This is a genomic window from Pseudoalteromonas aquimarina, assembly GCF_049257255.1.
Taxonomy (GTDB): Bacteria; Pseudomonadota; Gammaproteobacteria; order Enterobacterales; family Alteromonadaceae; genus Pseudoalteromonas.
The window spans coordinates 177828-201279 of sequence record NZ_JBMMUG010000005.1; the positions used below are offsets into that span (position 1 = coordinate 177828).

Genomic DNA, 23452 nt, shown 5'->3' on the forward strand with positions numbered 1-23452 from the left:
TTAAAGGTTTTTAATGAACGCTATTGCTAATCAATTAGCTCATGAGCTAAATGCTTCAGTGCAGCAAGTGACTGCCGCAACACAATTACTCGATGATGGTGCAACTGTGCCATTTATTGCACGCTACAGAAAAGAAGTAACCGGTGGCTTAGATGATGGCCAATTGCGTTTGTTAGAGCAGCGTTTAGGTTATTTACGAGAACTTGAAGAACGTCGTTCGTTTATTCTTAAAACGATTGAAGAACAAGACAAACTCACTGCTGAGTTAAAAGCCGATATTAATGGCGCGACCAGCAAAACAGAGTTAGAAGACTTATACCTGCCATATAAACCAAAGCGTCGCACGAAAGGTCAAATTGCAATAGAAGCTGGTTTAGCACCACTAGCGGATCAACTACTAGATAATCCAACACTTGACCCTGAAATAACTGCAAGTGACTTTATTAACCCTGAAAAAGGCATTGAAGACAGCAAAGCTGCGCTTGATGGCGCTAAATTTATCCTAATGGAACGCTTTGCCGAAGATGCAAAACTGCTAGCTAAACTCAGAGGCATGCTGCAAAGGAACGGGCATATCGAAAGCAAAGTGATTGCAGGCAAAGAAAAAGATGGTGCCAAGTACCAAGACTACTTCGAACATAGCGAAGCGCTTAGCCGTATTCCATCTCACCGTGCACTTGCCATGTTGCGCGCACGAAATGAAGGCGTTATCAGCTTAACGATTAACCCTGATCCTAGCTTAGAAGATGGCAATGCTGAATGCGTTCGCATCATTGCTGATCACTATAAGCTAGACGTTTTAGCAAGCCCTTGGCTTAAGCAAGTAGCGCAATGGACTTGGAAGATTAAACTAGCACTGCACTTAGAAAATGAATTTTTGGGCAAAATCAGAGAAGTTGCAGAACAAGGCGCTATAGACGTTTTTGCAAAGAATCTTAATGACTTATTAATGGCTGCTCCAGCGGGTGCAAAAACCACATTAGGTCTCGACCCTGGTCTTCGTACTGGTTGTAAAATCGCAGTTGTTGATAAAACAGGTAAACTACTCGATAACGTGACGATTTACCCTCATGCACCACAAAACCATTGGGATAAATCATTACGCACATTAAGCCAGCTATGCCGCCAGCATAAAGTTGAACTCATTGCGATCGGTAATGGCACCGCATCACGTGAAAGCGATAAGCTTGTTGCTGAGCTAATAAAGCAAGAATCTGATCTTAAGATAAGCAAAATTATGGTTAGTGAAGCAGGTGCATCTGTTTACTCTGCATCTGAAGTAGCTGCTGAAGAATTCCCAAATCTTGATGTATCAATTCGTGGTGCAGTATCAATTGCACGCCGATTACAAGATCCACTTGCTGAATTAGTAAAAATTGAACCAAAAGCCATTGGTGTAGGCCAATACCAACACGATGTGTCACAGAGCCAATTAGGCCAAAGCCTAACCGCAGTTGTTGAAGATTGTGTAAACGCAGTAGGTGTAGACGTAAACATGGCATCGCCACAGTTACTTACCCGAGTTGCGGGCTTAAATAAAACGTTAGCGCAGAATATTGTGGCTTATCGTGACGAGAATGGTCGCTTTAGCTCTCGTAAAGAACTGAAAAAAGTTGAGCGTTTAGGGCCGAAAGCATTTGAACAGTCAGCGGGTTTCTTACGCATTAATGAAGGTAAAGATCCACTTGATGGTTCTGCAGTTCACCCTGAAGCCTACGAAATTGTTAAAAGTATTGCAGATAAGACAGGCGTGCCTGTCGCTGAACTAATTGGTAACTCGACACTGCTTAAGTCGTTAAACCCAAATGACTTTGTAACAGAAAAATTCGGTTTACCAACCATCACAGATATTATTGCTGAACTTGATAAACCTGGTCGTGACCCGCGCCCTGAATTTAAAACAGCAAGTTTTAAAGAAGGTGTTGAAACAATTGCAGACCTAAAACCTGGCATGATTTTAGAGGGCGTTGTTTCAAATGTTGCTAACTTTGGTGCATTTGTTGATGTAGGTGTGCATCAAGATGGTTTAGTACACATCTCATCATTAACAAATAAGTTTGTCTCAGATCCACGAGAAGTAGTAAAAGCAGGCGATATTGTTAAAGTAAAAGTTTTGGAAGTTGATGTTGAGCGTAAACGTATCAGCTTCACAATGCGATTAGATGAAGAAGTACGCGAAAAAGCACCATCTAAAGCTAAGCCAAGCAAACCAACTCAGGCAGCAGCAAAGAAAGCGAAACCTCAGCAAAATAATAATGCTGCAATGGGTAATGCATTTGCAGAAGCCTTTGCCAAACTTAAAAAGTAGTTTTAACGGATTAATCAAATTCAGATTAATTAAAACTGCCACAAAAAAACCGCACTCAGTGCGGTTTTTTTGTGTATACCAATCATATTAATTATGCGTAGTTTGCTAAATTTGGTCTTTCAAATGGGGATGTAGCCGCTTGATAGAATTTAGCTATGCGCTCAGCTCTTTGATTAATCTCTGAATCTCTACGCTCACTAAAATCATACTTTGACTCTGCATTAGCTTCCTCTTCAACTTCACCATCACGCTTAAAGAAATCGCTTAATTCAGTATTCAGATCCGCGCGCGCTTCACTCATTTTTTGGTTTGCTTCTGCCGCAATTGCACGATCAGCGCCTGAAGGCTCTTGCGGTGCTAAAGCTGCGGCTCTCACTTGCTGCATTTTTTCAATCGTAGCTTGCGGATCGTTTGGCACTTCGCTGATATCAATTGGCACTTCGCCCGCTACAGCATAGTTATTACCATCACTGCCTCGTTCATATTCGTAACTAGGGCTGCCTGCATACTGCCCGCCAACTGCTGCATGCGCTTGTTCATGCGCTTTAACTTCAAGATCACGCTTTTTAAGCTGCGCTAATGCTTGCGCTTCTTTTTGCTCTAATTGCTGCTGTTTTTCTTCTTCACGCTGCTGGCTTTGTTGCTCTTGCTGATCCTGCTGCTTTTTTTCTTTAATTTTAGTGGTGTCTTCACTGCGATTATCAAGTGCTTCTTGATTAGCAATTTGGCTTGAACCTGGTTGACGTGTTTTATCTTGCTCAGCCGCTAAACGAGGGCTAGTTGCTGAAGCTTCAGCTTGTTTTGCAGGTGTAACCAACTCTCGCAATTGATTATCGCGACGGGCATTTTCAGTATGAACATTAGCGGTGTTAAGGCTAATGTTGGGGTAAGTCGATACAATATTCATTTAGTTGCTGAGTTACACTCTCACGTCTATTAAAGTGCCAAGCACTTCATCAGCGGTTTGAATAGAACGTGTATTTGCTTGAGCATTAAACTGCTCTACACGTAGGTTAACAAGTTCTTCCGTTACATTTACGGGTTGGCTTTGTGCTTCTCTTGTTTCAGGAGTCGGTTCTGGGCGTTCAACATTTTCTCGCTCAGTTTGTGCACGAGCAATATTAGACGATGCCTCAGTGATACCATCAGATGCACTTTGCAAACCTTGTAAGCCCGAATTAAAAGCAGAGCTCAAGTTATTTGAAACATCCATAAGCACCCTCAATTAAAACACTTGTGATAGCTATAGTATCGCTCAAATTTCACACAAAATAAAGTTAAGGCGGCAATAATTTGCCGCCCTTTATCAAGGTTAATTTTCTATGTGGGATAACAGTAAGTTAGTAAACTCTTGAGGATGAGATATAAATGGCGCATGTGAAGCTTTAGGTAAAATATCCGCTTTAAAATGTGAATTGAGCTGCTGCATTTTAAGCACTGACTTTACAGGAACAAGTGAGTCTAAACGGCCAAAGATACCTGATATTGGCACTTCAACAGTGGCAAAAAGCTCACGCAAGTCATCATTTTTCAATATTTCTAAGCCGCCTGAGAGTGCAATTGGTTGTGCATCAGGATACGCCGCGAGCAATGATTTAATTTCTTTAATATCTTGCTTAGCATGTTCACTGCCCATTGCTTGAATTGCTAGAAAACGTTCAACTGTTTTTTTATGATCTTTACTTAATTGCAGCATAAATGTATCGAGAACTTTTTCATCAATACCTCGCCATTCATCATTAGATGCAAAAAAAGGAGTCGAGGCAATTAAGATGATTTGTTTTACTTTGCTTGGATAAAGCTCTGTCATTTTAAGGGCAATTAAGCCAGAAAGTGACCATGCAACCAAAACCGAATTATCTTCAATTTCTTGTGATAGCTGATGTGTGACATTTTCCAATTGGTATTGTTTAGTGTCATCAAATTGATTACCACCAAAACCGGGTAAATTTAATACGCTAAAAGTGTGTTCACTGTGCTTTTCAAGCGTCTCTTTTTGCATTTGCCAAATGCCTTGGTTCATCCCCCAACCATGCAATAAAACAACGTTCGCCATCGAATTTCCTCGCTTAAAAATTTTGCCGCTATACTAACAGTTAGTGATATGGAAATCCTGCATGAATTTTTATAACAAATTATTAAATTGGGTTTTACCCAACCTATGTGTTTCTTGCCGTGAGCACCTTCTTGCTCCGGCAAAATTATGCCGCTCTTGCCTAGGCGATATTGAACGTATCACATTCAAAGACTCCGCAAATCTACTTCACCGCCCAGATATCGATAAATTACTAAAGTCAGCTAAATTTGATTCGTTATTTGCGGTAACTTGGTATCAGCCCCCCTCTTCATTATGGTTAAAAGGGCTTAAGTTTAATAAGCAGCTTATTTATATCAATGCTCTTCGTCAGTTGATAAAAAGACAACTTAAAGAAGCAAGTAACCAAAAAAATTGGCAACACCCTGAGGTCATAATGCCTGTCCCGCTGCACTGGTTTAGGCATTTCCGGCGTGGTTTTAATCAAAGTGAAGAAATCTGGAGAAATTTGAATATTCCAATTGATACCCAATCTTTAACACGCATTAAAAACACAAAGGCGCAAAGCGAATTAAATAAAAGACAGCGAAAAGGTAATATCAAAGGAGCATTTAGTTGTAACTTAATTCAGCCTTATCAGCATGTGGCTATCGTTGATGACATCATCACAACTGGTAATACGGTTAATGAATTAACACAGCTATTAAAAAAAGCTGGTGTAAAGCAGGTTTCTGTTTGGGTTGTCGCTATTAGCGATCCATTAAATAAGCATTAAAAAAGGGGCTCTCGCCCCTCAATTAAAGCTATTTACTCTGAATCAATTGCATGACCAAAGAAAATCGCATTGCTAAGTAAGCGACTGGTACCATACCAGTAACTTCTGAAAACAGGGTTATCAGACATCGCTACAACCTTTCCTTTGCCAAAGTTATGCGCAACAAGGACAGCTTGATCAGCAATCTGTTGATTGTTCTTATCATGACTGAATCCGGCAAGTAATGGCTCTGCCGTATAGGTGACAACGTTCACAAAAGGTTTTGCACTTGGTTTTAAAACAAAGGTGTTATTTTTGAACACAGGTAATGTATTGCGCTCATATGAAAAACTCAAAGGGTGGCTTAAGTCAATATTTGCATTGAATATTGCACCTGCAATTCGCTTATCGCCATGATAGCTGTCTTTGTCTGCGTAGCTTAAGTTATCAGTTGGAAACGCCTTGGCCATATCTCTGCTCGAAAGATATTCAGCTTTTAAAATGCCTTTATCGGCCAGAAACTTAGCGCCTGATTTATGACCCCAAACAACGCCGCCATGCTGAACCCAATATTTTAATTTATCGACTGTTTTAGTTGAAACCGACGAAAAGCTGCCATTTGTCATAATGATGTGGGTATAAGGTGCCAAATCAATTCGTGATAATCGTTCTAAGTCAACTAATGTAGCTGCAATATCTAAATAACGGTCAAGGTAATACCACACTTCACCCACTTCATATTGGCTTGTGCCCTGTCCACCCACTAGCAGTACTTTTGGTGTTTTTAAAGGCACAATGTTGCGTGAACCAATATCAATGCCCTGTGTGGTTAAGCCAGAGGTAATTTGATGAACTTTTACAGTAGAGTTATTTGCTAATTTTTGGAATTTATTAAACCAGTTTTCATCTTGCTGCAACCCTTTGGCAATAATTATTGTACCTGCGGCAAACGCATGCTCGCCATTGGTTGTTGATGCTGTAAATGGCTTCATTGCACCACGTGCGACAATACCGTTTTGCTGCAACTGTGAAAGTAATTTCGGTGCAAGGTAATCATTCCATTCAAATGCAAAGGCATAATTTGGTGAAAGTGTTTGATTACCTTTATTCGACGTCGGCTGCCAAGCTTGTTCTTGATACTTAACTGCACGAGTTGAGCTAACCTCTGCAAATGCTAAATTAAATGAATGCGCTAAATTCCAACCAGACACATCATAGAATGTATTATCGTTAAAACTTGTTTGTTGTAAAAACACACCTTTAATTAATCTGTACTGGGGCTGATTAAGCGGAATAAAAACACTGCTGTTTGCTTGGAATGTTTGCTTTGCAACACTTGCATCTTTGTTAAGCGGGTAAGCTTTAATCTGATGCTGATTTAACAGCGTTAAGAATGCATTAAATCGTGACTTATCTTTACCCCCAGCAACTACATAACCTTTTACATCATCTTTTTTAGCTAACTTTGCAGTGTCTTGATAAAAGCGTTGCTGATATGAAAGTAAACCCTGCTTGCCAGACACAACAGCATCAAACGTTGAAAGTGATGTAGTTAATTGATTTTTAATTGCATCAGAGAACTCGCGAAGGCCGTTAATGGTGTCATACTTATGGCCGCGAACACTGCCTTGCTCAAATAAAATACCAATTGTTCCGTGAATATCTGGATAGGTAGACCCTTTACCGATATAAAAATCGTCAAAGCTTTCTTCCGTAAAATATAACTCACCTTGCTGGTCGAGTGCCGCCGCATGAAAAGTCGCAATATCTTTCGTCAATTGCACATTTTCATCCGGTGTTAGCGGAAACTTACGTGATGGAATACCCGGTTGGAAAAAATACGTACTGTGCGGGCCCATTTCATGAAAATCTGTAAGTACATGCGGCATCCACTGATGGTATTTAGCTATACGAGCACGTGATTCTGGGTGCTGTAGTAACAACCAATCACGATTTAAGTCAGTAAAATAATGGTTTGTGCGGCCACTAGGCCAAGCTTCGTTGTGATCTTTGTGATTTGGATCTGCCGAAATATTTTTACCTTTATAGCTATTAACCCATTGAGAGAAACGCGCCAATCCATCAGGATTCAGTGAAGGATCAAGTAGAATCACAGTTTCATCTAGCAGCTTATTTATTTTTTCGCCTTGTGCCGCAGCCAAATAATATGCCACTAACAACGCCGCATTACTGCCGCTTGCTTCATTGCCATGCACACTGTAGCCCATCCAAGTAATAACAGGTGAATCATTTTCAATGTTACTACCTTGAATTGATTGAGCTAAATGCTGTTTACGCACAGCATCAATATTATTAAGTCTTGATGGGTTTGTAATCGTAAGCAGTAAAAGAGGACGCTGCTCATGGCTGTAACCAATTACTTCTAAGTTAATACGCTCACTTTTTTCAGCAAGCAACGTCATATACGCTACAAGTTGATCATGACGAACGTGCCAATCACCCACTTGATAACCAAGCACTGATTCAGGTGTTGGAATAGTTGGGTCAAAATTAATTTTTTCGTCAAAATAAAAATCTAAGCTCTTAGCTGAGCTTTCTATACTGAGCAGTGCCAAACAGGCTGTTATAAATAAAAGGTACAGCTTTTTCATAGTGATGCCATAATGATAGATTGGTTATGTTTATTGCATTATTGCGCAAACTTACACTAACAATGTTTACTATTTAAACCCACTCGTTTCAGTCGAAGCGGCAAAAAAATAAGACCAGTTAAAGCCTTTTTTCAACTTCTGCCACTATTTTAGCAAACAAAAAAAGTGATATACTAAAAACCAAGTAAATTAGTCAGGTATAGGTCGAATTATGATTACCATTTCTGAGGCAGCACAAAGCCACTTTGCCAAATTACTCGCTGATCAAGCTGAAGGCACAAACATTCGCGTTTTTGTGGTTAACCCTGGTACGGCACAAGCTGAGTGTGGCGTTTCGTATTGCCCGGCTGATGCAGTTGAAGAAACTGACATTAAACTTCCATTTAATGGCTTTGATGCAGTTGTTGATGAAGAGAGTGCACCATTTTTAGAAGAAGCGGATATCGACTTCGTAACAGACAAAATGGGTTCACAGTTAACGCTAAAAGCACCAAACGCAAAAGCGAAAAAACTGAGCGATGATGCAAGCCTTCAAGAACGTGTGCAGCACATGATTGAAACCGAAATTAACCCGCAACTTGCAAATCACGGTGGCCAGGTTAATTTAGTTGAAATCACACAAGACGGTATCGCTGTTGTTCAATTTGGCGGTGGCTGTAATGGTTGCTCTATGATTGATGTGACATTAAAAGATGGCATCGAAACTCAAATGATTGCTAAGTTTGAAGAGATCACAGGTGTACGTGATATAACTGAGCACCAATCTGGCGAGCACTCATATTATTAAGTTTAAACAGGCTATTTACCGCCTAGGTAATGAACCTAAAATAAGCCTAAAGCGCTTTCTAAGCGGTTTAGGCTTATTTGTAATTGCAGCAGCATTGATTGTTTATGGCTACTTTAACAGCCATTACTTTCAAATTGGAGGCCTGCTGTTGTTACCCATAGCACTCTATTTTGCTATTTACGGCTACTTAGGTATTTTTGCTAACCGCTTTTCGCAAGTTATTGCAAAAGCTGACGAAAGCGCCAAGCATCGTGATATTTTTTAGCGAGTGTTAACCCTCTAAGCGCCATAAAACTAGTCATCGCTAACCAAAGCCCATGATTTCCCCATTGGTAACTCACAGCAAAAACGCCTGCAAATCCAACTAACGCAGAAAATATCATGGTATTGCGCATTTCTTTCGCTCTGGTTAAACCAACAAATACTCCATCGTATAAAAAACAAAAACTCGCAACAGGCGGAAGAATAATGGACCAAATTAGATAACTTTCAGCTGTGCTAATCACATCTGGTAAATCGGTTAATAAACCAATAATAGCCGAGCCAAAAAGCATAAATAGCAAACTATAAAGACAAGCAAAGATAAACGCCCAGAAACGCCCTATCACCACCCATAAATGGATCGCTTGTGCTTTTTTCCGCCCTTTTGCTTGACCTACTTTTGCTTCAACTGCGTAAGCAATACCGTCAAGGGCAAAACTCACCAACAGCAAAAAGTTAAGCAAAACAGCATTTGCTGCAAGTGTTACATCGCCAAGAAAGCCACCGTAGTAAGTCATAAATGCAAAGCATAGCTGCAAAAACAAAGAGCGAATGAAGATATCGCGATTCAGTTTTAATGATCGCATCATTCCGTTTAATGGTACTTTTAACAAAGCAAAAAACGATAAAGCATGCTTTGTAAAACGCGCTTTTAACAGCACTAGTGCCGCAAGCAAACCTATATAATCAGCCACCACTGACGCAAAAGCCGCACCTTCAACTTGCCACTCAAAAACCACCACAAAAAGTACATCTAAAATAATATTCGCGATGTTAGTTACTAATACAATTATCAGTGTTCCTTTACTAAACTGGGTACCTAGCATCCACGCGAGAATAACCATATTAAGAAGCGCTGCCGGTGCGCTAAAAATCCGAATATTAAAATATGTTTGGGCATACCCAATTGCATCATCACTACCAGAAAGAAAATGCCCCATAAAAAGGCTAATGAAAGGGCTTAAGAGTAGTAATAGTGTGGCAACTAAGATTGCGAGTAAGGCAGCACCTTTTAGTTCCTGCATTAATCCTTGTTGACTATTTTGGCCATAAGCTTGTGCAACCAACCCTGTGGTACTCATTCGCAAAAAACCTGCCAGCCAAAAAAGCAGATTAATAACCATACTACCCAGTGCAACACCCGCCAAAAAGCTCGCGTCACTTAAGTGGCCAATCACAGCTGTATCAACCAAGCCCAGTAATGGTACACTGATATTTGATAAAATCATTGGCCACGCGAGAAGTAACAATCCAATATGGAAAGATTTATGGCGAGTAAAAAAGTTTTTCATTTAAGCCTTGGACTATTTTTAAGTTTGTATTTTTGCCTTGCTCAAGCCGCAGTCATTTTGCAATACCATCACGTTTCAGAAACATTACCGCGAGTAACAAGTTTGTCTGAAAGTGAATTTAGTGACCATTTAAGTTTCTTAAAAGAGCATGATTACGAAGTCGTGCCACTGCACCAAATAATTGAAGCAATAAAACAGCAAAAGAGTATACCTGACAAAACTGTCGCGCTCACCTTTGACGATGGTTTTATAAACAATTTCACGCAAGCTGCCCCCATTTTAAAGCGCTTTAACTATCCCTATACTATTTTCGTCAATCCACAGTTGATTGATGAGGGAAAAAGCTATGTTATGGACTGGCAGCAATTAAGAGAATTAAGTAAAGCTGGCGCATTTATCGCAAATCACAGTGCGAAACATGATTATCTTCATGTACTTGAAGAGGGAGAATCGTTTACCCAATGGCAAGAGAGAATGCGTCATGATATCACCCATTCTGAGCTAAGAATTAAACAAGAAATTGGTCATAACTTTAAATATTTAGCTTACCCTTACGGGGAGTTTAATCAAGACTTACAAGAACTGGTAGCTGAACTCGGTTTTGTGGGAATTGGGCAGCATTCAGGAGCTGTGGGTAAGCATACAGATTTAACGCGGGTGCCACGTTTCCCAGCATCAGGTATTTACGCTAATTTAGAAACCTTAAAAACAAAAATAGCCAGCTTACCCTTCGCTTTTAAAGTCGATGCTAAATCAGTAACTAACAACACAAAACCACAACTAAAATTGTCTTTTCTGGAAAAGGATTTTAACAAAGGACAGTTTAATTGTTTTATTACTGGCAATACGGCAAAAATAACTTGGCTAAGTGAAAACCAAGTTGAGATACAAGCTGAAAAGGATCTTAATAAAGGGCGGTCTCGCTATAACTGTACCGCACCAAGCAAAGCTAAACCTGGACGCTTTTATTGGCTATCACACCCTTTCGTAGTTGAGAACTAATTACGAAAGGGCTGCAAAATTATTTCTTTGCCCAGTTTGTAATTTCTGCGGCAAATGCATCTAAGCTTAATACCTTGTGCGCAGCATCCAGATCAATAGCTGCGCGCGGCATGCCCCACACCACAGATGACGCTTCATCCTGAGCTAAAGTATATGCATTGTATTCTTTTAATTTAAGCAAGCCGGCTGCGCCATCAGCTCCCATACCCGTTAAAATGGATGCGCAAACTTTATTACCGAGCTCAAGTTTGGCAATTGACTTAAATAAAACATCCACTGCTGGACGATGACGATTAACAGGTGGTGACTGCGTGACTTTACACTTTAAGTTACCCGCCCTGCCGACAACTGCTAGATGGTAATCACCCGGCGCAATATAAACATGGTTAGGTTTTATTAGCTCGCCATCTTCTGCTTCTTTAACCGTAAGCGCAACGGAGCGATCCATTCTTTCCGCAAACGATGCCGAAAAAACCGGTGGAATATGCTGCGTGATCACAACAGGAGGAAAAGTATCAGGCAAACCTGTAAGTAATTCTTTAATAGCCTCAGTGCCACCCGTTGATGCACCAATAGCCACCAGCTTAGTGGCATCAAAACTACCAAATGCTGGCTTAGAAACAGGCGTAGCTACAGGCTTTAATGAACGGACTCGCGCTTTTGCAGCAGCGCGAATTTTCTCATGCAGCGTTTCCGCATAATCAAGCAGCTTATCGCCAACTTGTTGCGTCGGTTTAGCCACAAAATCAACTGCACCAAGCTCAAGACATTCAAGGGTAACGGGTGCGCCTTGCTGTGTTAAGGTAGATATCATCACAACTGGCATTGGCCTTAAACGCATCAGGTTTTTTAAAAAACTAACCCCATCCATTTTTGGCATTTCAACATCAAGCGTTAAGACATCGGGATTTAGTTGCTTAATTAAATCCCGAGCCTGGTAAGGATCATTTGCCGTACCAATGACTTCTATATCTTGTGCTTGTTGTAAGACTTCTGTCAGTACCGCCCGAATTAAAGGCGAATCATCGACTACTAAAACCCTGATCATCTTCATTCCTAAAACAGCTCGATATCTGTATGCGTATCTTGTTCTTCAATTTCATGAAGATATTTAAATTCGCGTTGTTGAATTGTGTCATTATGCATACTACGTAATTTTTTCACATGCGCCTTGCCTGTTGTTGGATTAAACAGCACTTTTCTAGGCCACGGGCCTCCAACATCATGAGATTCAACTTGTAGCCCTTCATTTTTCAAATATTGCGAGACAAACATAATATTCCCCTCACCAACATCGCCCATACCTTTGATAATTTTTCCGCCACCAAATATTTTGATTTTGAAATTCTCTCTACTACCACCATTTTTTATAATTTCATTAATCAAGAATTCCATAGCCCAGTTGCCATAACGGCAGCTCAAACTATCAATACTGGCATTATTGTTAGCTGGCAGCATAAAATGGTTCATACCGCCAATGCCCATTTTATAATCGTAAACACATGCGGAAATGCACGAACCTAAAACTGTCGATATTAATTCATCTTGCTTAGTCACATAAACTTCACCGGGTAAAATTTTCGCAACAACACTGTCGCGCCCTCTATCCCAATATCGTTTAATGTGCTCAAAGCCATGAAGGCATCGTTTAAATTCTGTATTCAAAAAGCCTTCCTGTACATTGTCTTCCCTAACGCTACAAACTGAGTCTGCGATTTATTCATACTTTCTGAATGACCTAAAAATAAATGACCTTCAGTACATAATTTTTCAGCGTAACGTTGAAATAACGACTCTTTGGTAGGCTGATCAAAATAAATAACGACATTGCGACAAAAGATCACATCAAACTCACCTTTCATAGGCCAGTCTTGCAATAAGTTTAAACGCTTAAAATATATGTTTTTCCTAAGCTCAGGCCTGACTTTAAACAAACCACTTTGTTTATTTCGCAAAAAAAAGCGTTTTTTTAACGAATCGTCTAAGCCCGTTATGGAATTTTCAGCATATTCTCCAGCACTGGCTTTTGATAACACATTCGAGTCCAGATCGGTTGCTAATATTTTCACATCCCACGAAGGTGGAAAGCGGTCAGCAATCGTCATCGCAATGGTATAAGGCTCTTCGCCAGTGGAGCAACCTGCGGACCAGATTCTTACTCGCTTAGTGTTTCGATTGCGCTCTAATATTTGAGGGATCAGTGTTTCACGCAGAAAGTCAAAGTGATATGGCTCACGAAAAAAAGAAGTAAGGTTGGTCGTAATCGCATTAATAAAGTGGCTAAACTCTTCGCGTTTATGATCTTCCAAGTAATTAATATACTCAGCAAAACTTGATAAATTCAGCACTCTTATTCGGCGAGCAAGGCGAGAATAAACCATTTCACGTTTATGGCCACCAAGCACAATACCACATGCCTCATAAACCATTTTCGCAATTAGTTCGAACTCACCATCTGTAAGCAAAAATTCCTTCGCCACAATGACTCCTAGAGTGAGCTAAGCAAGTTGAATTGCTTAGCTCTTAACTACATCAGTTAAAACTCTTCCCACTCTTCGCTGCTATCAGCAAAGTCATCGCCCGATGGCACTGATGAAATTTGCAAACGCTCACTACGAGAGGTGATTTTTGGTGCAGGTCTTGAAGTTGAACGTTGCGCAATTCTCGGTGTTTCAATACCACTACTGCCACTGGTATTAAAGAAGCTTAGCAATTGACGCATACCGTTTGCTTGTTCAGCCATAGACTCACTCGCTGCCGATGCTTGCTCTACGAGCGCCGCATTTTGCTGAGTCATTTCGTCCATTTGGGTAATTGCTTTATTAACTTGCTCAATACCAGAGCTTTGCTCTTCAGAAGCTACGGTAATATCAGCAATCATTTCAGTTACTCGCTGTACTGATGCCACAATCTCTTGTAACGTGCTGCCCGATTCATTAACAAGTAACGTACCATCTTCAACTTTACTAACACTGTCGCGAATAAGCTCTTTAATCTCTTTCGCTGCAGCTGCTGAACGCTGTGCAAGATTTCTCACTTCGCCAGCAACGACCGCAAAACCACGACCTTGTTCACCTGCTCGCGCAGCTTCTACTGCAGCATTTAATGCTAGTAAGTTGGTTTGGAAAGCAATTTCATCAATTACACCGATAATATCGGCAATCTTCTTACTTGAATGATTGATTTCAGCCATGCTCTCAACGGCACGTTCAACAACTTCGCCACCTTGCTTAGCTTTAATTTGCGTATCGTTAGCTAGTTCATTCGCAACTTTTGCATTATCCGCATTTTGACGAACGGTACTTGTCATCTCTTCCATACTCGATGCGGTTTCTTCAAGAGAAGAAGCCTGCTCTTCAGTACGCTGACTTAAATCGGTATTACCTTGTGAAATCTCTTCCGCACCACTGGCCACTAAATTAGATGAAACACTTACTTTTTCAATTACTTCTGTTAATTTTTCAGCCGTTGTATTTGCATCACGTTTTAATTTATCAAACGAACCTAAATAATCGCTCTCGATACGTTTGGTTAAATCACCATGCGCCATGGCATCCAGCATTTCGGCTGTTTCTGTAATCACTTTGTCAGAAATGCCCACTAGTTTGTTCAAGCCTTGCGCTAAGCTCAGGAAGAAGCCTTGTTTACCAACCTCTTCAATACGTGTATCAAGTTCACCTCTTGAAGCTGCTGAAACCAACTCATCTATTTCTTTCTCAATAACTACTTCAGCTGTGCGGTCAAGCCACTCTACAACCGTGCCTAAGCGTTCTTTATCTTCAGAGAAAATTGGGTTCGCTGTAAGCGCAAATGTACGACCACCTACCGTGATCTCAGTACTGTATGTTGATGATAAGCGCTCTATCATGTGTTGCTGATGGGCTGGATTTTTATGGAATACATCCATATTTGAACCCATTAACGCAGCACTATTAAAGTTTGGTAAATCGCGTTTAATATCTGATTCAGCATTTCGCATCATGCCTAGCACAGCTTCATTCATATACACAATGTTATTACCTGCGTCTGCAATCATTGTGTTGGTATTTACTGTATCTAGTGCCTGACGAACTCGTGCATTTTCGTTAGCAATATCTCTAGCTTGCTTTTCGGCTGCTAAGCGCTCTGTTTTATCATCCCATTCAACAACAGTTCCTACTCGTTCACCTTGTTCATCAAATACTGGTGTGGCAATTAAGCCAAAAGTGAAACCTGCTAAATTAAGTTCTGTTTGGTAAACAGATTTAAGATTTGCCAACATGCCGCGTTGATGCGCAGGATTTTTATGGAAGTCATCAACACATGTTCCAACTAACTCACTTACCTTAAAGTTAGGTAATACTGTTTGGATTTGTGACTGATTTGAACTTAACATATCAACTACTGAATCATTAACATAAACAATGTTCAAATCATTATCTGCGAGCATCACATTTGCTTGGCAAACTTTTAATGCGCTAGCAATACGTGCATTATTGGCAGCTTCTTTTGCTGCGAGTTCTTGCTGGGCTAACTGCTCAGTGATGTCGTCCCACTCAACCACAGTACCTAAACGTTCTCCACTATCTGAGAAAACAGGTGTTGCAATTAGATCGAAATGCAAGCCAGCCACATGAATTTTAGTACGGTATACTTGTTGAAGATTTTTAAGCATACTGCGTTGATGTGCTGGGTTTTGGTGGAAAACGTCAACATTAGTACCAACAAGCGTATTCACATTAAAATTCGGTAGAGCTTGTTGTAACTTAACTTGGTTTTTAGACAACATATCTACGACTGATTTGTTAACGTAAACAATGTTGCAGTCGGCATCTGCCAACATAACATTCGCTTGGCACACTTCGAGGGCTTCTAACTTACTCGATGCTAATGCATTGTCTGATACTTCTTCAGTTTCGACTTCTTTATTTAACAGGCTATCGAGTGCTCTGAAGTAAGCTGGAAACTTATCTTGATCAACAAGTGCTAACTTTTCAGCATTACCCTCTAATAAACTCGGTAACGATGCTGATACAACCTCAAGCTTTTCGGCGATTGCTGTCACACTTTGTGCCAGAAAAAACGTTATACCCGCTACAACTAGAACAAAGACGGCAATGGCCGCAAGCCCTTGCTGCATGTCTACACCTGCTAATTGCAAACAGATAAAGAATCCGACCAAAACCACCGCGGCAGATACATAGAGTTTATTTAATATGGTTGCTTTTATATTTTCCATCATGCCCCCTAACGGAAATTAATTCTTGCTTGCGCCAAATTCAAGGTTGAGCACACGTTCGAGATCCAGTAAAACCACCATTTTCTCGCCGACATTCACTAGACCATGAACAAATTCTGTATTTTCAGTATTAGTGACATCAGGCACATCACGTGCATCTGATTCGGAGATGCTATAAACATCTGAAACAGCATCAACCACAATACCCATAATTTTATCGCCACTTTGTAATCCAACTTTAACCACAATAACTACAGTTACTGAACTGTAAGGTACTTGAGGCAAACCAAAGCGAGCGCGTAAATCAATGATTGGAACAATCGTTCCTCTCAAGTTAATCGCACCTTTTACATAAGCGGGAGAGTTTGGAATTTGAGTAATTTCTTCCCAACCTCTTATTTCTTGCACAGCTAAAATATCAACGCCGTATTCTTCATCTGCCATCATAAAAGTAAGGAATTGGCAGATATTATCTTCTTGGTGTTCATCAGCTGAGTCTAAGAGCTCATCAACGACTGCTTCCATTAAGCTTCCTCACTTTCTAATGACTCTATCGCCAGCTCTGTTGAGCCTGCTTTTTTAAGGCCTGCCAGCTTAATCAAACCGGTAATATCTATGATCAGAGAAACTCGTCCATCACCTAAAATAGTTGCTCCAGAAACGCCTTCTACTTTTTGGTAATTTGCTTCAAGACTCTTTATAACCACTTGTTGCTGAGCTAGTAAGTCATCAACAAGCAAACCTACTTTTTGGTTATCACTTTCAACAATAACCAGCAGGCCTTTGTCGAGGTCTTCTATAGCACCGCTATGATTAAAAATTTGGTGCAATCTTAAAATTGGAATGTATTCATCGCGCAAACGTAAAACATTTAGCCCGCCTCCAACACAATTCACCATTTTTAAATCAATTTGCAGAGATTCAACAATGGAAATAAGCGGGATAATATACGTATGCTGTGCAACCGTGACGAGTTGCCCATCTAAAATGGCTAACGTTAGTGGTAAACGAATGGTAAAAGTAGAACCAATACCCTGCTCTGAAGTAACCTCAATTGAGCCATTTAGGGATTGAATATTTCGCCTTACAACATCCATCCCAACACCACGACCAGAAATATCGCTTACTTGGTCGGCTGTTGAAAAACCTGGCATAAAGATCAGTTCATTAATTTCATCATCTGACAGTTCGTCACCTTCGCTGATTAGGCCATTTTGAATTGCTTTTTGTTTGATTTTTTGAGTATTAAGGCCTGCACCATCATCCATAATTTCAATTACGATGTTACCGCCTTGGTGAAATGCATTTAACGTCACCGTACCCACTTTAGGCTTGCCGGCCTCTTCCCTTTGTTCGGGTGTTTCAAGGCCATGATCCAATGAGTTACGCACTAAGTGCACCATAGGATCGGATATTTTTTCCATCACAGTTTTATCAAGCTCGGTTTGTTCACCAAGCAGCTTTAACTCAACTTCTTTGCCTAATTTTTGCGAGGTATCTCGTACCAAACGAGGGAAGCGGCTAAATACAAAGCTAATAGGTAACATCCGAATACGCATAACACTTTCTTGCAGGTCGCGTGTATTATGCGCGAGTTGTGCTAACCCTTCTTGCAACGCCATCATCTTATTTTCAGTGATTTCTCCCTCACCGAGTTGAGTTAACATTGCTTGAGTAATAACAAGTTCACCCACCATATTAATAAGCGAATCAACTTTATCAATGCTTACACGAATTGATGTGCTTTCAGTAGAGGCGGCTTTTGAAGCTGCTTTATTAGCAACAGGTAGAGCATCATTTTTGCTTTCACTTTTTGAAACAGCTGCTGTTTGTGCTGAAGGCTCTGAGGCACTTGGTTCATTTGGCGTATTCTCTTCAATAGGGTCATCGCCAAACAGCCCACCACATAAGGTAATGTTAATTTCAGCATCATCTTCAACCCATTCAAACACTTCTTTGATGGCATCTTCAGCTTTATCCGTCTCAAGATAAAAAGTCCAAGTGACGTAGCATTCATCAGCAGAAAGATTGTGAATATCAGGGATTAACTCAAGATTAGCAACAACGTCTAATTCACCTAGCTCCGCGAGCTCTTCAATAAGGTAAATAGGCTCGTTACCCGTTTTGAATAAATGATGTTGTGGCTTAAATACCACTTCATAAGTGTCTAATGCACCATGCTCAGTTTGCGCTTCGCTTGCAACCTGTTGTTGCTCAGCAGGTGATTGAACATTTGATGATTGCTCTTCACCAGATAAGATTAACTCGAATTTTTCTTTTAATTGTGTCGCATTAGTCAAATCTGTCTCTTGGTTGTTTTGCAAATCACCAAGCATTTCTCGCAAGCAATCGACCGATTGAAGAAGTAAATTAACATGCTCAGATGTCAACTCACGAGATCCTTCGCGAATTTGATCTAACAGAGTTTCAAGAACGTGAGTAAAATCTGAAACGTGAGTGAATCCGAAAGTTCCACTCCCGCCTTTAATTGAGTGGGCGGCACGAAAAATAGTATTGATGGTTTCGTTATCTAAGTCTCCCGGTGTGAGATTTAGTAACTCAGATTCCATTACATCCAGACCTTCAAGACTCTCTTCAAAGAAAACCTCAAAGAATTGGCTTAAGTCGATGCTCATGCCGCCTCCTGTTTATCGGATGACTTTTTTAATTACAGCCAATAATTGGTCAGGATTAAATGGTTTTACAATCCAGCCAGTCGCTCCTGCTGCTTTACCTTCAGTCTTTTTATCCAAACCTGATTCAGTTGTTAGCATCAGCATTGGTGTAAATTTATAAGCTGGAAGCGCTCTTAACTCTCTGATAAGTGTAATACCATCCATTACTGGCATGTTTACATCCGAAATCACAACATCAAAGCTTTCGCCTTTTGCTATTTCAAGCGCTTCGCTTCCATCTTTTGCTTCTGTTACATCGAAACCCGCTTTTTTAAGCGTAAAACCAACCATTTGTCTCATTGATGCTGAGTCATCAACCGCCAAAATCTTTTTCATACAGACCCCAAATTATTGTTCTGACAAGGCAAGAAAATCTTGCACTCCCAAAGTTTTTGCTGCAGCAAATAACGCATTACTATTGCCATGCCAAGTAATTTGCTGCTGAGTTTCCGCTAGATTTTTTTGCAACGAACAGAGTAATTGAATTGAAGCTGTATCAGCACGAGTAACCTGAGAAATATCAAGTTCAATACTCGATTGCTTCGACAACAAATCTAAGAGAGTTTCTTTTAGCTCAGAGACCGAGTTTATGACAAGCTCGGCGGGTAACTGATACATAGTTTTCTTTCCTTGTTCGCTTAAAATTAAGCGTAGACCCAGAATTTGAAATTGCCAAAATATTATCGATTATTTAAATCTAATTAATGTGTTAGGCAACTTAAATTCATAGTGCGCTAGAATAGTATTCAATTATCTTAGTCAAGTCTTCTATAATTTTTGACTGGTCGATAATCGGTACTTTTCCTTTTGCAAATTCAGGTTTGAATATCGCTCTAACGGCACCACTTGGGTCAACCAAGGTGACAGAAGCACTATGATCAACGGTGTAATTTTCAGTCTCTCCATCATCATGAATGGCATAAACTAAGCCTAAATTCCTAACAAATGGAAACAACTGTTTATGCTCCGCTGAAACCGCTGTAAAGCTTGGATTAAAATAATCAATATACTGTCGACGTTTATCAGCGACATCACGCTTAGGATCAACAGAAACAAACCAAATATTTACAGGGTAGGTATCGGAAAGTTTTTCATAGACTTGAGTTAATTTTGCTAATGTCATCGGACAAATATCAGGACAACTCGTGTAACCTAAAAATAATAATGTCCATTGCCCTTTAAGGTTAGCTTCAGAAACGCTTTTGCCAAGTTGATCTTCTAAGATAAATGGCTTAACCGCTCTCGCTTCTTGATAAAGCAAACCATGGGTTTCAGGTGGCGCTTTGGGACCGCACCCCATAAGCACCGAGATAAAAAGTATAGAGAGCCAACGAAGTCTAATTTGAGGCATTAAATCAACCACTTATCTACAAACAGTACAATGAATAGTAGCATAAGTTGCCAAATAGAATAGATAAAGAGTTTAATCGCTAACTTCTCTTTGGGAGCAAATTTTAACTGCCAAGCTCGGTAAACAAATATGCTGTTCAACACTAGGCTAGCAATTAGGTAAATATTGCCCGACATACCTATTAAAAATGGTAATACACAAACTAAGGTTAATAGCACGCTGTATAATAAAACCATGGTTTTTGTGAATTCGATCCCATGAGTTACCGGCAACATAGGTATTTTTGCATTTTCATAATCTTTTTTACGATCAATCGCTAACGCCCAGAAATGAGGTGGCGTCCATGCAAACACTATCATCACTAACAACCAAGGTTCAGCTGACATCGCACCGGTTTCAGACACCCAACCAAGTAGTGGCGGCATTGCTCCAGCAAAACCACCAATCACAATGTTTTGAGGTGTTCTTCTTTTTAGTACCAGCGTATAGATAAAGGCATAACCTACTAAGGCAAACATTGTCAGCCATGCAGTCAGCCAGTTGGCAAATTGCGCTAAAATACAAAAGCCAACAACTAACAGTATCATTGAGAAAGTAAAGGCATGTGTATTCGAGATGCTACCGGTTGCAACTGGGCGGTTATCTGTGCGGCGCATTTTTTTATCGATATCACTATCAACAATATGATTAATTACCGCGGCACTGCTTGCTAATAATGCGATACCAAGGATTGTTAGGGTTTGTTCTAGTAATGAGCGCCCTGAAGCTGGGGCTAAGCCCTGCCCCACAACGGCAGTTAACGCTAAGAGCATTACCACTTTATGTTTACATAACACCAAGTACTCATGAATTTTTGCGCTAACAGAGCGCTGCAATTGTAAAACGTTACTTGTCATAAATTACTCCTAGCACTTGCTTCTTAAGAGGTAAGCCAATCGAACACAACTCAATAGTAATAAGACAGCTGTCAGGTTATGCATAAGCGCCACATTCAGTGGTATGTGTAATAAAATTAAACTTACACCTAAAGCGATTTGGCATAACAGCACAGCCCAAACATGATAAACAGCATGTTTAACTACCGTTGAATAACAATTTTTAAGTATTCTGAACCCTACCCAAAACACCACACAAGCAGTCACTAATGCCCATATTCGATGGAAAAAATGAATCGACATTCTGGTCTCGGCTGAAAGCACACCATATTCATAGGTAGCATGATCATCAGGTAGTTGAAAAATACTGCTAAACGAAAAACGTTCGAACGTGTTTGCTCCGCAAAGGGGAAAATCAGCACATAACGATGCGGCATAATTAGCGGCAAGCCAACCACCGAGAGCAATTTGTGAAATGACAAAACATAATGCAACTAACGATAAGCCATAAAAGGGTTTTGCCCCTGAATCTCCTCCAGGAATTCGCTCTGATGTTAATCTGATATAAAGCAAGAACAGCAAGCTAATAATAGAAAATCCGCCGAGCAAATGCCCCATCACAATGAGCGGCTGTAAATTCATAGTCACAGTCAACATCCCGAGCGCCGCTTGAAAGATAACTAAGACTAAAAGTAACAAAGGAAGTTTTACAGGTGCGAGTTTATGCTGACGCTGCTTTAACGCATAAATTGCAATCAGTAAAATAATAATGCCTAGCGTGCCTGCAAAATAGCGATGGATCATTTCTTTCCACGCTTTGCCTTGGTCTACTTCTAGGCTTGGGAAATGCGTTTCAGCCTTTTCAATTTCATGCGTTTCATTAGGCACAGTAAGAAAACCATAGCAGCCTGGCCAATCAGGACAACCTAGGCCCGAATCACTTAACCTTGTATACGCGCCCAAGCCCACAACAATAAATGCAAAGATACATCCAAAAAACACCAGTTTATGATAACCCTTCACTCAACTTCTCCTTAAGCTCGACTGCGACTGTAGTTAAGTAACTTTTTCAGATCTTTGATTAATCCGCGCTTCATCTCATTGTCATTTTGCATTTGATAGGTCACTGGGTATTCAAGCACTACCAAACCTCGATGATCTACCAGGTAAATGGCATCAACCTCCATGGTTAAAGGTTGTTGGTCTAATTCATGTAATGCGCGCTCAGTAGAAACTAAATCCGTTAACTGTACAGACCCTGTTTGCTGTTCAATAGCATACGCACCTACGTATAAATTGTGCTTACCAAGCACATCAAACACATTTTTAATTAATTGATTTTTTGATAAACATGCTTGATTACAATCTTGTTTGTTTACTGTAACGAGAGACCATTTGGTATGCTGATCTGAGGGCCAATTTGAGATAACTTTTTCATTATCAAGAAAGTGACCATAGTTTGTTTGTGCAGGTTCTAGCCAACTGTATTTGAGGGCCATCACAGCAACTAATACAGGGGCAATAAAGCACACAATAAACAACCAAAGTGTTTTATTCATTTGAACCTCCTTTGCGATATATAGCTCCACCAACAACAAGTGCTGCAAGCGCAAGTAAAATCCATTGCAACGCATATGCGCGATGTTTGTCTGGCGACATATTGATAACTTGATAATGGTATGCACCTAGTGCGCTTTGCGCATTTGCATAGACAATGTATGGCGCAAACTCTTGATTGAGTAGTTCTGACGCCAATTGAGGCGAAATGTATTGTAAGCGCTGGCCTTGCACGATTTCATTTTGGTTTTCAGCAAGGCTAAACCCTTTAAAGTCACTTACTTTAAGTACGCCATTAAGTGACAATTGCGGTGGTAAATTTACATCTGGAAGTTGCTCTCGCTGGTAAGAACCCGCAAACCACCCCATATTTACGAGCCACCAGCGAGATGAATTAAAAGGTTTAACAGCGACAATCAAATCATAACCAAATTTTCCATTGACCACTTGGTTATCAAGCCACCAAAACTCTGGGGCTAGCGCCCCCTCTAAAGATACATTAAGCCCTGTTGCTACCCACTCTTTAGGCAAACTAGCTAACTGATGCCAAGGTAAAACACCTTGCTCACTGAGTTTTTCTAATTTTTCAAGAATAGTTATTTTTTGCTGTGACCTTTGGTATTGCCAAACAGCTAAACTTGCGCAAATAAATGCAATTGTGGTTGTACACACTAGCAGAGTGATGCTTTTTGCACTATTCTGGGTTAACCGCATACCGCAAACTC

The 23452-nt window shown here is 40.3% G+C and carries 23 protein-coding genes; 5 read left to right on the forward strand and 18 right to left on the reverse strand.

From position 1 onward, the window contains the following. Positions 1 to 13: 13 nt before the first annotated feature. Positions 14 to 2308 carry a Tex family protein gene (locus AAEU29_RS14005; RefSeq protein WP_421973917.1) on the forward strand — a complete coding sequence of 765 codons (2295 nt, stop codon included), beginning with the start codon at positions 14 to 16 and terminating at the stop codon, positions 2306 to 2308. Between the two features lie 91 nt (positions 2309 to 2399). On the opposite strand, the gene AAEU29_RS14010 is transcribed toward AAEU29_RS14005, so the two are convergent. From AAEU29_RS14010 to bioH, 3 genes are all read right to left on the reverse strand, one after another. Further along, positions 2400 to 3215 carry a putative metalloprotease CJM1_0395 family protein gene (locus tag AAEU29_RS14010; RefSeq protein WP_421973918.1) on the reverse strand — a complete coding sequence of 272 codons (816 nt, stop codon included), beginning with the start codon at positions 3213 to 3215 and terminating at the stop codon, positions 2400 to 2402. Between the two features lie 12 nt (positions 3216 to 3227). Next, the gene (locus AAEU29_RS14015) at positions 3228 to 3521 is read right to left on the reverse strand and encodes a flagellar basal body rod C-terminal domain-containing protein (RefSeq protein ID WP_421973919.1); all 294 of its coding nucleotides are present in this window, start codon (positions 3519 to 3521) and stop codon (positions 3228 to 3230) included. A 99-nt stretch (positions 3522 to 3620) separates the two neighbouring features. Beyond that, positions 3621 to 4364, reverse strand: a complete 744-nt coding sequence (gene bioH, locus AAEU29_RS14020; RefSeq protein ID WP_421973920.1) for a pimeloyl-ACP methyl ester esterase BioH — start codon at positions 4362 to 4364, stop codon at positions 3621 to 3623. 61 nt (positions 4365 to 4425) lie between these two features. Here bioH and AAEU29_RS14025 point away from each other — a divergent pair, with 61 nt between their 5' ends. Then, on the forward strand, positions 4426 to 5118 hold the full coding sequence (locus tag AAEU29_RS14025) for a ComF family protein (RefSeq protein ID WP_421973921.1): 693 nt from the start codon (positions 4426 to 4428) through the stop codon (positions 5116 to 5118). Positions 5119 to 5150: 32 nt separating this feature from the next. On the opposite strand, the gene AAEU29_RS14030 is transcribed toward AAEU29_RS14025, so the two are convergent. Then, the gene (locus tag AAEU29_RS14030; RefSeq protein ID WP_421973922.1) at positions 5151 to 7709 is read right to left on the reverse strand and encodes a M14 metallopeptidase family protein; all 2559 of its coding nucleotides are present in this window, start codon (positions 7707 to 7709) and stop codon (positions 5151 to 5153) included. 211 nt (positions 7710 to 7920) lie between these two features. On the opposite strand from AAEU29_RS14030, the gene nfuA reads away from it, so the two are divergent. Beyond that, the gene (gene nfuA, locus AAEU29_RS14035) at positions 7921 to 8496 is read left to right on the forward strand and encodes a Fe-S biogenesis protein NfuA (RefSeq protein WP_372767495.1); all 576 of its coding nucleotides are present in this window, start codon (positions 7921 to 7923) and stop codon (positions 8494 to 8496) included. Beyond that, a complete protein-coding gene (locus AAEU29_RS14040) occupies positions 8492 to 8761 on the forward strand; it encodes a hypothetical protein (protein WP_421974105.1) in 270 nt (89 codons plus the stop codon). Before nfuA ends, AAEU29_RS14040 begins: the two co-directional genes overlap by 5 nt. Here the strand turns inward: AAEU29_RS14040 and AAEU29_RS14045 are convergent. Then, positions 8715 to 10049, reverse strand: coding sequence for an MATE family efflux transporter (locus tag AAEU29_RS14045; protein WP_421973923.1), 1335 nt, complete (start codon positions 10047 to 10049; stop codon positions 8715 to 8717). The two genes, AAEU29_RS14040 and AAEU29_RS14045, sit on opposite strands and share 47 nt — an antisense overlap. Between AAEU29_RS14045 and AAEU29_RS14050 the strand changes: the two genes are divergently transcribed. Beyond that, positions 10026 to 11051 carry a polysaccharide deacetylase family protein gene (locus AAEU29_RS14050; RefSeq protein WP_421973924.1) on the forward strand — a complete coding sequence of 342 codons (1026 nt, stop codon included), beginning with the start codon at positions 10026 to 10028 and terminating at the stop codon, positions 11049 to 11051. The two genes, AAEU29_RS14045 and AAEU29_RS14050, sit on opposite strands and share 24 nt — an antisense overlap. Before the next feature lie 19 nt (positions 11052 to 11070). Here AAEU29_RS14050 and AAEU29_RS14055 read toward each other — a convergent pair whose 3' ends face one another. From AAEU29_RS14055 to AAEU29_RS14115, 13 genes are read right to left on the reverse strand one after another with little or no spacing between them, the layout of a single operon-like run. Beyond that, positions 11071 to 12099, reverse strand: coding sequence for a protein-glutamate methylesterase/protein-glutamine glutaminase (locus AAEU29_RS14055; protein ID WP_421973925.1), 1029 nt, complete (start codon positions 12097 to 12099; stop codon positions 11071 to 11073). A gap of 8 nt (positions 12100 to 12107) precedes the next feature. Then, entirely contained in the window at positions 12108 to 12716 is a 609-nt protein-coding gene (cheD, locus tag AAEU29_RS14060) for a chemoreceptor glutamine deamidase CheD (RefSeq protein WP_421973926.1), read from the reverse strand. Then, on the reverse strand, positions 12713 to 13531 hold the full coding sequence (locus AAEU29_RS14065; protein WP_421973927.1) for a CheR family methyltransferase: 819 nt from the start codon (positions 13529 to 13531) through the stop codon (positions 12713 to 12715). Before AAEU29_RS14065 ends, cheD begins: the two co-directional genes overlap by 4 nt. A gap of 56 nt (positions 13532 to 13587) precedes the next feature. Next, complete coding sequence (locus tag AAEU29_RS14070) at positions 13588 to 16269, reverse strand: methyl-accepting chemotaxis protein (protein WP_421973928.1); 2682 nt, start codon at positions 16267 to 16269, stop codon at positions 13588 to 13590. Between the two features lie 18 nt (positions 16270 to 16287). Next, entirely contained in the window at positions 16288 to 16794 is a 507-nt protein-coding gene (locus AAEU29_RS14075) for a chemotaxis protein CheW (RefSeq protein ID WP_421973929.1), read from the reverse strand. Continuing rightward, positions 16794 to 18905, reverse strand: coding sequence for a chemotaxis protein CheA (locus AAEU29_RS14080; RefSeq protein ID WP_421973930.1), 2112 nt, complete (start codon positions 18903 to 18905; stop codon positions 16794 to 16796). The genes AAEU29_RS14075 and AAEU29_RS14080 overlap by 1 nt, the downstream gene beginning before the upstream one ends. Positions 18906 to 18917: 12 nt before the next feature. After that, the gene (locus AAEU29_RS14085; protein ID WP_421973931.1) at positions 18918 to 19280 is read right to left on the reverse strand and encodes a response regulator; all 363 of its coding nucleotides are present in this window, start codon (positions 19278 to 19280) and stop codon (positions 18918 to 18920) included. A gap of 12 nt (positions 19281 to 19292) precedes the next feature. Further along, entirely contained in the window at positions 19293 to 19628 is a 336-nt protein-coding gene (locus AAEU29_RS14090; protein ID WP_421974106.1) for an STAS domain-containing protein, read from the reverse strand. 40 nt (positions 19629 to 19668) lie between these two features. After that, positions 19669 to 20286 carry an SCO family protein gene (locus AAEU29_RS14095; protein ID WP_421974107.1) on the reverse strand — a complete coding sequence of 206 codons (618 nt, stop codon included), beginning with the start codon at positions 20284 to 20286 and terminating at the stop codon, positions 19669 to 19671. Between the two features lie 8 nt (positions 20287 to 20294). Beyond that, complete coding sequence (cyoE, locus tag AAEU29_RS14100) at positions 20295 to 21191, reverse strand: heme o synthase (RefSeq protein ID WP_421973932.1); 897 nt, start codon at positions 21189 to 21191, stop codon at positions 20295 to 20297. Between the two features lie 9 nt (positions 21192 to 21200). Then, complete coding sequence (locus AAEU29_RS14105; protein WP_421973933.1) at positions 21201 to 22193, reverse strand: COX15/CtaA family protein; 993 nt, start codon at positions 22191 to 22193, stop codon at positions 21201 to 21203. Between the two features lie 11 nt (positions 22194 to 22204). After that, positions 22205 to 22729, reverse strand: a complete 525-nt coding sequence (locus AAEU29_RS14110) for a redox-active disulfide-containing membrane protein (RefSeq protein WP_421973934.1) — start codon at positions 22727 to 22729, stop codon at positions 22205 to 22207. Beyond that, entirely contained in the window at positions 22722 to 23441 is a 720-nt protein-coding gene (locus tag AAEU29_RS14115) for an SURF1 family protein (protein ID WP_421973935.1), read from the reverse strand. Before AAEU29_RS14115 ends, AAEU29_RS14110 begins: the two co-directional genes overlap by 8 nt. Between the last annotated feature and the right edge of the window lie 11 nt (positions 23442 to 23452).